Annotated in this window: 10 protein-coding genes and 1 tRNA gene; 7 read left to right on the top strand and 4 right to left on the bottom strand. The window is 66.4% G+C overall.

The features are described 5' to 3' along the window. Positions 1–270: 270 nt before the first annotated feature. The 4 genes from BME24068_RS24270 to BME24068_RS24255 form a co-directional block, all read right to left on the bottom strand. Positions 271–2,637, bottom strand: coding sequence for a RelA/SpoT family protein (locus BME24068_RS24270; protein WP_096503659.1), 2,367 nt, complete (start codon positions 2,635–2,637; stop codon positions 271–273). 63 nt (positions 2,638–2,700) lie between these two features. Continuing rightward, positions 2,701–2,904, bottom strand: coding sequence for a DNA-directed RNA polymerase subunit omega (rpoZ, locus tag BME24068_RS24265; RefSeq protein ID WP_044848533.1), 204 nt, complete (start codon positions 2,902–2,904; stop codon positions 2,701–2,703). Positions 2,905–2,962: 58 nt separating this feature from the next. Next, positions 2,963–3,646, bottom strand: a complete 684-nt coding sequence (gmk, locus tag BME24068_RS24260) for a guanylate kinase (protein ID WP_174927645.1) — start codon at positions 3,644–3,646, stop codon at positions 2,963–2,965. 88 nt (positions 3,647–3,734) lie between these two features. Continuing rightward, positions 3,735–4,658: a YicC/YloC family endoribonuclease gene (locus tag BME24068_RS24255; RefSeq protein WP_096503655.1), complete on the bottom strand. Its 924-nt coding sequence runs from the start codon at positions 4,656–4,658 to the stop codon at positions 3,735–3,737. A 173-nt stretch (positions 4,659–4,831) separates the two neighbouring features. On the opposite strand from BME24068_RS24255, the gene rph reads away from it, so the two are divergent. From rph to BME24068_RS24220, 7 genes are all read left to right on the top strand, one after another. Then, complete coding sequence (rph, locus tag BME24068_RS24250) at positions 4,832–5,572, top strand: ribonuclease PH (RefSeq protein WP_174927644.1); 741 nt, start codon at positions 4,832–4,834, stop codon at positions 5,570–5,572. Then, positions 5,565–6,194 (top strand): RdgB/HAM1 family non-canonical purine NTP pyrophosphatase, encoded by a 630-nt coding sequence (gene rdgB / locus BME24068_RS24245; RefSeq protein ID WP_174927643.1) that lies wholly within the window; start codon positions 5,565–5,567, stop codon positions 6,192–6,194. Before rph ends, rdgB begins: the two co-directional genes overlap by 8 nt. Before the next feature lie 34 nt (positions 6,195–6,228). Next, positions 6,229–7,443 (top strand): radical SAM family heme chaperone HemW, encoded by a 1,215-nt coding sequence (gene hemW, locus BME24068_RS24240; protein ID WP_174927642.1) that lies wholly within the window; start codon positions 6,229–6,231, stop codon positions 7,441–7,443. 42 nt (positions 7,444–7,485) lie between these two features. After that, a tRNA-Ser gene (locus tag BME24068_RS24235) sits at positions 7,486–7,573 on the top strand. A gap of 143 nt (positions 7,574–7,716) precedes the next feature. After that, entirely contained in the window at positions 7,717–8,118 is a 402-nt protein-coding gene (locus BME24068_RS24230) for a hypothetical protein (protein WP_174927641.1), read from the top strand. Positions 8,119–8,276: 158 nt separating this feature from the next. Continuing rightward, positions 8,277–8,570: a hypothetical protein gene (locus BME24068_RS24225; protein WP_096503645.1), complete on the top strand. Its 294-nt coding sequence runs from the start codon at positions 8,277–8,279 to the stop codon at positions 8,568–8,570. Between the two features lie 208 nt (positions 8,571–8,778). Continuing rightward, positions 8,779–9,267 (top strand): energy transducer TonB family protein, encoded by a 489-nt coding sequence (locus BME24068_RS24220; protein ID WP_096503643.1) that lies wholly within the window; start codon positions 8,779–8,781, stop codon positions 9,265–9,267. Positions 9,268–9,498: the final 231 nt, after the last annotated feature.

The following is a 9,498-nucleotide window of genomic DNA, read 5'->3' as shown; positions in this document are numbered from 1 at the left end:
GCTGTAGCTCAGTTGGATAGAGTACTTGGCTACGAACCAAGGGGTCGTGGGTTCGAATCCTGCCAGCCGCGCCACCTCAGAAGGGCCTTCCTCCGGGAAGGCCCTTTTTCTTTTTCCGCCCCGCTTTCTCGCCTTCCCGACCACGGCCGCTCCCCGGTACCCGCTCGACGCAACGAACCGCCGCGACACGCATCCGTTTCGATCGCACCACAAACGAAAACGGCGACCCGTGGCCGCCGTCGTCCCCGCCGCAACGCTTCGCGCGTCGCGTCAGTAGTCCTGCCGCTCCCGCTCGATGCGCATGCCGCCGTCGTGACGCGCATGCACGCTGTCGTCGGTCGAACGTTCGCGCATGATCCGCATCACGTCCGGATTGGTCCGTACGCGCCGCATCACGTTCGCCAGATGCACGCGATCGCTGACCTGGATCACGAAGCGCAGCACCGTCGATTCGTGCGTCAGATCCTCGTCCATCGCGATATGCACGATGTTCGCGTCGGCCGACGTGATGTCCGCCGCGACGCGCGCGAAGATGCCCTTCGTGTTCTTCACCAGCGCCTTCACGGCGACGTCGAACAGACGGCCCGGCTGCGGCGCCCACTCGACATCGATCCAGCGCCCCGGATCGCGGCGGTGGATACGCTGCGCGACCCGGCAATCGGTCGTATGAATCGCCATCCCGAGGCCGATGCCGATATAGCCCATGATCGCGTCGCCGGGAATCGGCCGGCAGCATGCCGACAACTGCACGGACATCCCTTCCGTGCCGGTAATGACGACCGGCGGCGCATTGTGCGCGGGATGCCGCTCGGACTTCGGCAGGTCGTCGTCCGCATCGCGGCCGCTCATCAGCACTTCGATGCGCTTGGCCATCACCGCGGCGACGCGGCGGCCGAGGCCGATGTCCGCGAAGATTTCCTGACGGCTCTTGTTGCCCGTCCACTGCACGAGCTTTTCCCATACTTCCGGTGCGACATCGGCCAGCGCGAGCCCGTAGCCCTTCAGGCTCTGGTCGACGAGCCGCTCGCCGAGCTGCACGGACTCGTTCAGGCGCATCGTCTTCAGGTAGTGACGAATCGCCGAGCGCGCCTTGCCGGTGCGCACGAATCCGAGCCACGCCGGGTTCGGTTTCGAATACGGCGCGGTGATCACCTCGACGATGTCGCCGCTCTTCAGCTCGGTACGCAGCGGCAGCAACTCGTTGTTGATCTTCACCGCGACGCACTGGTTGCCGAGATCGCTGTGGATCGAATACGCGAAATCGAGTGCCGTCGCGCCGCGCGGCAGCGCCATGATCTTCGACTTCGGCGTGAACACGTAGACCGCGTCCGGGAACAGGTCGATCTTCACGTGCTCGAGGAATTCGCTCGAATCGCCGGCTTCGCTCTGGATGTCGAGCAGCGACTTCAGCCACTGGTGCGCGCGCTTCTGCACGTCGTTCAGATCCGCGCCGCCATTCTTGTACAGCCAGTGCGCGGCCACGCCGGCCTCGGCGATCTCGTGCATCTTGCGCGTGCGCACCTGGAACTCGATCGGCGCGCCGAACGGGCCGACGAGTGTCGTGTGCAGCGACTGATAGCCATTGATCTTCGGGATCGCGATGTAGTCCTTGAACTTGCCGGGCACGGGCTTGTACAGCGCGTGCAGCGCGCCGATGCACGTGTAGCAGTCGAGCGGGCTCTCGACGACGACGCGAAAGCCGTACACGTCGAGCACCTGCGAGAACGACAGTTGCTTGTCGCGCATCTTGCGATAGATGCTGTAGATCGTCTTTTCGCGGCCGGTGATCTCGGCGTCGATCTTCGCATCGGTCATCGCGCGCTGCGCGGCCTCGAGGATCTTGCTGATCACTTCGCGGCGGTTGCCGCGCGCGGCCTTCACGGCCTTCTCGAGCGTCGCGTACCGATGCGGGTTGAAATTCGCGAAGCTCATGTCCTGCAGTTCGCGATACGTGTTGTTCAACCCGAGGCGGTGCGCGATCGGCGCATAGATGTCGAGCGTCTCGCGCGCGACGCGGCGGCGCTTCTCCATCGGCACCGCGCCGAGCGTGCGCATGTTGTGCAGACGGTCGGCGAGCTTGACGAGGATGACGCGCACATCGCGCGCCATCGCGAGCAGCATCTTGCGGAAGTTCTCCGCCTGCGCTTCCTCGCGGCTGCGGAACTCCATCTTGTCGAGCTTCGACAGGCCGTCGACCAGTTCGGCGACCTTCGGGCCGAACCGTTCGGCCAGCTCGCTCTTGGTCACGCCCTGGTCTTCCATCACGTCGTGCAGCAGCGCGGCCATCACGGCTTGCGCGTCGAGCTTCCAGCCGGCGCAGATTTCCGCGACGGCGACGGGATGGGTGATGTAGGGTTCGCCGCTCTGGCGATATTGACCGAGGTGGGCTTCGTCGCTGAAGTGGAACGCCGCCTTGACCTCTTTGATCTCTTCCGGAGGGAGATACTCGGCAAGCGCGGTCGTCAGTTTCGCGATCGAAACGACGCCGTGCTTGCGCGGCTGCTCCGGCGTGGCGGTCGGCCCGAACAGATGCCGGAAGGATTGTTCGAGGACCGCGTCGATGTACTGGCGCGCAGGCGACTGGGCCGTGGCTTCGGTGATCGAATCCGCGGAGGCGGACGATGGGGTGGTGCTCATATTCGCCTCCAGGTCGAGTCGTTGCGCGCGTGGATTACATGGCTGGAACGGGCCGGATGCGCGTTACACCGGCACCTTCTTCAGCATTTCCACACCGACCTGGCCGGACGCGATCTCGCGCAGCGCGACGACGGTCGGCTTGTCGCGGCTTTCGATCTTCGGCGTATGGCCTTGCGCGAGCTGCCGCGCGCGGTAGGTGGCGGCGAGCGCCAGTTCGAAGCGATTGGGGATTTGCTTCAGGCAGTCTTCGACGGTAATGCGAGCCATGTTGGTAATTCCTTCTGAATATAGTCCTTATTCTACCTTATGTCCCTCTACCCCCGCGTCATTCCGCGTGGGGCAGATGGATGCCGAGCTCGATGAACAGCTCCGTGTGTCGCGCGTACTGCGAAGCAAAGCGCAGCCGCGTCGCCGCGACGATGCACTCGAGCTCGGACAGCGCGCGATCGAAATTCTCGTTGATCACGACGTATTCCGCTTCGGATGCGTGCGCCATCTCGCTGCCCGCGGCGAGCAGGCGTCGCGTGATCACGTTCGGTTCGTCCTGGCCGCGCTTCTTCAGACGCTCCTCGAGCGCATCGAGCGACGGCGGCAGAATGAAGATGCCGACCGCGTTGCGGAACTGCTTCTTCACCTGCTGCGCGCCCTGCCAGTCGATCTCGAGCAGCACGTCATGGCCGTTCATCATCTGCTCTTCGATCCAGACGCGCGACGTGCCGTAATAGTTGCCGTGCACTTCCGCGCTCTCGAGGAATTCGTGCGCGGCGTGACGCGTGCGGAAATCCTCGACGGTCGTGAAGTGATAGTGCTGGCCGTCCTGCTCGCCCGGGCGCGGCTTGCGCGTCGTGTACGAAATCGACAGGCAGATGTCGCTGTCCTTCGACAGCAGCGCGTTCACGAGCGTCGACTTGCCGGCGCCCGACGGTGCGATGACCATGAACAGGTTGCCGGGATAGACGCCGCCGTGCAGCGAATGCGACGCGTGCGCGTCGCGAGTGGATTCGGTCATGTCAGCCTCCGCCGGGCCGCCCCAAGGAGGCTGACCGCCCCCTCGGGGGGCAGCGAACGTAGTGAGCGTGGGGGTTGTTGCATCTCTTTTACTCCAGGTTTTGCACTTGCTCACGCATCTGCTCGATCAACAGCTTGAGCGCCATCGATGCGTCGGCCAGTTCCTTCGCCGCCGCCTTCGAGCCGAGCGTGTTTGCTTCGCGATTCAGTTCCTGCATCATGAAGTCGAGACGCTTGCCGACGCGGCCGCCCTTCTCGATCACGTGACGCGTTTCGTTCAGGTGCGCGGTGAGTCGCGACAGCTCTTCCGCGATGTCGATCCGGATGCCGTACATCGTCACTTCCTGACGAATGCGTTCCGCGGCTTCCTCGCGCGTGACGATCGGCGCGCTGCCTTCGGGCGCCGCGATGCCGAGCGCTTCCTGCAGCCGCTCGACGATCTTCTGCTGATGCTTCGCGATCAGCTCCGGCACGAGCGGCGTGATGCGCGCGACGATCGCTTCCATTTCGGTGACGTTCGACAGCAGCATCGTCGCCAGTTGCGCGCCTTCGCGCGAGCGCACGACGACGAGCTCACCGATCGCTTCCTTGCCGCACGCGAGCACCGCGTCGCGGATCGCTTCCGCCGACACGCCGCTCTCGGCGAGCACGCCCGGCCAGCGCAGGATCTCGCCCGCGCGCAGGCGGCCGACGCCCGGGAACGAATCGAGCACCGAGCGCTCGAGCTCGGCGAGCTGGCCGAGCGCCGACTGGTTCAGCGCGCCCGCGCCGATGCTCTGCTCGCCGCGCTGCAGGTTGATGCGCACGTCGACCTTGCCGCGCGACAGCTTGTTCATCAGCATTTCGCGCAGCGCGGGTTCACACGCGCGCACGTCGTCCGGCATGCGGAAATTCAGGTCGAGGAAGCGCGAGTTCACGGTGCGCAGTTCGACCGACACGCTGGTGCCGCCGTTGCCGGTAGCCGTCACGAGTTCGCGCGTCGCGCTCGCATAGCCCGTCATGCTGTAGATCATGGTTCGTCTCGCCGTCTGGATGCCCTTGCGGGCGGAATATGTCGAGGCGCCCGGCGCGTCGCAAGGCGCGGGGCGGGAAGCGCGCATTATCCCATTTTTGCGCCCCACCCCGCCGGGCACGGATGCCGTTCGGCGCTAGAATCGGGGTTTCCTCCTCCGTCCACGATTTCCCCATGACGTCTTCCCTTTCCCGCCCGAGCGGCCGTCGCGCCGACGAACTGCGCAAGGTCGCCCTCACGCGCCACTACACGAAACACGCCGAAGGCTCCGTGCTGGTCGAATTCGGCGACACCAAGGTGATCTGCACCGCGAGCGTCGCCGAGCGCGTGCCCGAATTCCTGCGCGATCGCGGGCAAGGCTGGCTGACGGCGGAATACGGGATGCTGCCGCGCGCGACGCACACGCGCAGCGACCGCGAAGCCGCACGCGGCAAGCAGACGGGCCGTACGCAGGAAATTCAGCGCCTGATCGGCCGCGCGCTGCGCGCGGTGTTCGATCTGGAAGCGCTCGGCACGCGCACGATCCACATCGACTGCGACGTGATCCAGGCCGACGGCGGCACGCGCACGGCGAGCATCACCGGCGCGTTCGTCGCCGCGCACGACGCCGTGTCGAAGCTGATCGCCGCCGGCAAGCTCGCGCGCTCGCCGATCACCGACCACGTCGCCGCGATTTCGGTCGGCGTGTACGAAGGCGCTCCCGTGCTCGATCTCGACTACGCGGAAGATTCGCGCTGCGACACCGACATGAACGTCGTGATGACGGGCGCCGGCGGCTTCGTCGAAGTCCAGGGCACCGCCGAAGGCGTGCCGTTCTCGCGCGCCGAGATGAACGCGCTGCTCGACCTCGCGCAAAGCGGGATCGGCCAGCTCGTGCAGCTGCAGAAGGACGTGCTGGGCGCCGCCCATGTCTGACGATCGCACCGTCGCGCCGCTGTCGCGCATCGTGCTCGCGTCGAACAACGCCGGCAAGCTGCGCGAATTCACCGCGCTGTTCTCGACGGTCGGCATCGAGATCGTGCCGCAGGGCGACTTGGCCGTGCCCGAGGCGGAAGAGCCGTTCGGCACGTTCATCGAGAATGCGCTGACGAAAGCGCGCCATGCGTCGCGCCTCACCGGCCTGCCGGCGATCGCCGACGATTCCGGCCTGTGCGTGCGCACGCTGCGCGGCGCACCGGGCGTCTATTCGGCGCGCTATGCGCAGCGCGCGGGCCGCGACAAGGGCGACGCGGCGAACAACGCGTACCTCGTCGAGCAGCTGCGCGGCGTCGAGGATCGACGCGCATACTATTGCTGCGTGCTCGCGCTCGTGCGCCATGTGGACGATCCCGAGCCGCTGTTCGCCGAAGGGCGCTGGACGGGCGAGATCGTCGACACGCCGCACGGCGAACACGGATTCGGCTACGACCCGTATTTCTACCTGCCGGCGCTCGGCGCGACGGCGGCCGAACTCGAGCCGGCCGTCAAGAACACGCACAGCCATCGCGCGCTCGCGCTGAAGGCGCTGCTCGCGCGGCTCGCAGAGGAACCCGCATGACCGTCTTCGTCACGCATTCGCTGCCGGAGGCCGCATGAGCCAGGCCGCAGAAACCGGCGCGCGCGTCGTCGCGACGTTCACGTCGCCCGGGCAGGTGCGGCTCACGTCGCTGCCGCCGCTCGCGCTGTACGTGCATTTCCCGTGGTGCGTGCGCAAGTGCCCGTACTGCGACTTCAACTCGCACGAATGGAAAGGCGAGCGGTTTCCGGAAACCGAGTATCTCGACGCGCTGCGCGCCGACCTCGAGCAGGCGCTGCCGCTCGTCTGGGGGCGGCAGGTGCACACGGTGTTCATCGGCGGCGGAACGCCGAGCCTGCTGTCGGCCGCCGGCCTCGACCGGCTGCTGTCGGACGTGCGCGCGCTGCTGCCGCTCGATGCCGACGCCGAGATCACGCTCGAGGCGAACCCGGGCACGTTCGAAGCCGCGAAGTTCGCGCAGTTCCGCGCGAGCGGCGTGGACCGCCTGTCGGTCGGCATCCAGAGCTTCAACGAGGCCCATCTGAAGGCGCTCGGCCGCATTCACGACACCGCGCAGGCGCGCGCGGCCGTCGAGATCGCCGCGAAGACGTTCGACAACTTCAACCTCGACCTGATGTTCGCGCTGCCGAACCAGACGCTCGACGAGTGCCGGACCGACATCGAGACCGCGCTGTCGTTCGCGCCGCCGCATCTGTCGCTGTATCACCTGACGCTCGAACCGAACACGCTGTTCGCGAAGTTTCCGCCGACCGTGCCCGACGACGACGCATCGGCCGACATGCAGGAGTGGATCCATGCGCGCACGGCGGAGGCCGGCTATGAACGCTACGAAGTGTCCGCTTACGCGAAACCGAATCATCAGTGCAAGCACAACCTGAACTACTGGCGCTTCGGCGACTACCTCGGGATCGGCGCGGGCGCGCACACGAAGCTGTCGTTCCCGAACCGGATCCTGCGGCAGGCGCGCTACAAGCATCCGGCGACCTTCATCGAGCAAGCAATGGCCGGCACGCCGGTGCAGGAAGAACGTGAAGTCGGCGCACGCGACCTGCCGTTCGAGTTCATGCTGAACACGCTGCGGCTCGTCGAGGGCTTCCCCGTGCACAGCTTCGTCGAGCGCACCGGGCTGCCGATCGGCACGATCGAGCCGGCGCTGCAGGAAGCGGAGCGGCGCGGGCTGATCACGCGCGATTTCGCGCAGATCGCGCCGACGCCGCTCGGCCAGCGTTTCCTCAACGACCTGCAGGAATTGTTCCTGCGCGACGATTGAAGAAAAACGACGCGGCATTTCGGTTACAATGCCGCCTCGTGTGGAAGCGTGGCCGAGCGGTTTAAGGCACCGGTCTTGAAAACCGGCGACGGGAAACTGTCCGTGAGTTCGAATCTCACCGCTTCCGCCAGGCAGTTCGCCAAACCCCGTCCATTCATCGAATGACGGGGTTTTTGTTTGCCCGCGCGCGCATCCCTCCCCCTGCGTTCCGACGCGCCCCGCCGGATGCCGTTACAATCCGGCGCTCCGATTCGCGAAACGGGAACCCCCGCCATGAAGTCCTACATCGCCTCGTCGTTCGTCGCCCTGCTGGCCGCCCCGAGCATGCATGCGACCGCGGCCGATACCGCGGCCGCCAGCGACGCGCAAACGCCGTCGTGCGCGATCGCGTACGTGAAGGGCGTCGGCGGCTCGCCGCGCAGCCTGCGCGAATACCTCGCGAGCCCGACGCCGTACAACTACCTGAAAGACAACGAGATCCAGTGCAAGGTGTCTGATGACGGGCGCGCGTCGAACTGCACCGGCGTGACCTATATCCGCAACGAACAGGTCAGCGTGTACGACGATTCCGATCCGGCGACGCTCACCGTCGTCGCACCGGTGGAACTCGATCACGGCGAGAAGTATCCCGTGATCCTCGTCGTGCAGCGCAAGGACGCACGCTGCACGCGGTAAGGCGCGACACGGCACGCTCGACGTTGCCGCAGGCGATGCGCGCAAGCCTCACGGGCCGCGCCGCCATCGCCTAGAATTCGATCAGCACGGCGACACGACCGCCGCCGCGTACTCGATGCCGCTCGCGCCATCCGTGCGTGCGGCACACGGAGATCGCCATGACCGAACTGTCGACCCCGACGGAACACGTCGATTACGAAGGTTTCGAGATCCATGTCGTGCCGGGCACCGCCCCCGGCAGCGACACGCGCTACACCTACACCGGCTACGTATGCCATCCGGGCGCGAATCCCGCGCTGCCCGGGCATGCGGTGCCGTTCCACGCGGACGGCGAGGAAAGCTTCGCGAGCATCGACGAAGCCGTCCACGAAGCCGTACACCTCGGCAAGAGCATCATCGACGGCACGCATCCCGACCTGTCGGTGCTCGCACTCGTGACGCACGGCTACTGACGGGGCCGACCGCATGCACGCATCGCCGGTGCGCGTCACGCCCGCACCGTCATATGTCGCGTCACATTGCAGCGCACACCGGCTGCGCCGGGCAGCGTCGTCATCAGCGATCGCGACGTTACCGGCCGTGCGTTATGCGTTTCTCCCGATATCGCGCGGCGTCGGCGCGCCTATCATTTTTTTATAGTCACCCGCCGGCGATCGTCCCATGCGCCCACTTCCCCGTCCGAACCTCGACCGGCCGCGTGTCGCCGTGCTGGTCGCCGCAGCCATGCTTGCCGCCTGCACGATTACACCGCCATCGCTGCACTCGATCCTGACGATTCCGTCGGTTACCCGCAGCGCGAGCATCGACCAGTATCGCGTGGAAGTCGCGCAGCGCGTCGCCGAGCGCAATCCGTCCGGCATGTCGCACGGGACGCCGCAGGCGATGCTGCGCTCGCTCGTCGTCGTCTCGTTCACCGTCGACCGCAGCGGCCGCCTCGTCAACGCATCCGTCTATCGCAGCAATGGCGACAGCGAGGCCGAAGCGCTCGCGCTCGCATCGCTGCGCCGCTCGGCACCGCTGCCGCCACCGCCGTCGAAACTGCTCGACGGCAACGGCCGGATCGAGATGATGGAAGGCTGGCTCTTCAACGACGACGGCCGGTTCCAGTTGCAGAGTACGGCGTCGGCGCAGGCGCAGTCGCTCGACTGACCCCTCGCCCGCCTGCGATTGCCGCTATGCAGCGGCGCTGGCTATAATTTTCCGCAATCGCGCGGCCATCCTGCCGCGCGCGCGTTCGCGCGCCGCACCCGGCAAGCGAACCGACCACGCCGGCACCGGGCGGGGCGACCTATCCGTCTCCATCGTCGACCGGCGGGTGACGTACGCGCCACGGCGCGCGTCCATGCCGCCACTTGCTTCATCCGTTCGGCCGCTCCCGGC

The sequence above is a fragment of the Burkholderia anthina genome (assembly GCF_902498995.1).
GTDB classification, from domain to species: domain Bacteria; phylum Pseudomonadota; class Gammaproteobacteria; order Burkholderiales; family Burkholderiaceae; genus Burkholderia; species Burkholderia anthina.
The sequence above is the reverse complement of the archived record's forward strand: the minus strand, read 5'-3'. Positions and strand labels throughout refer to the sequence as shown.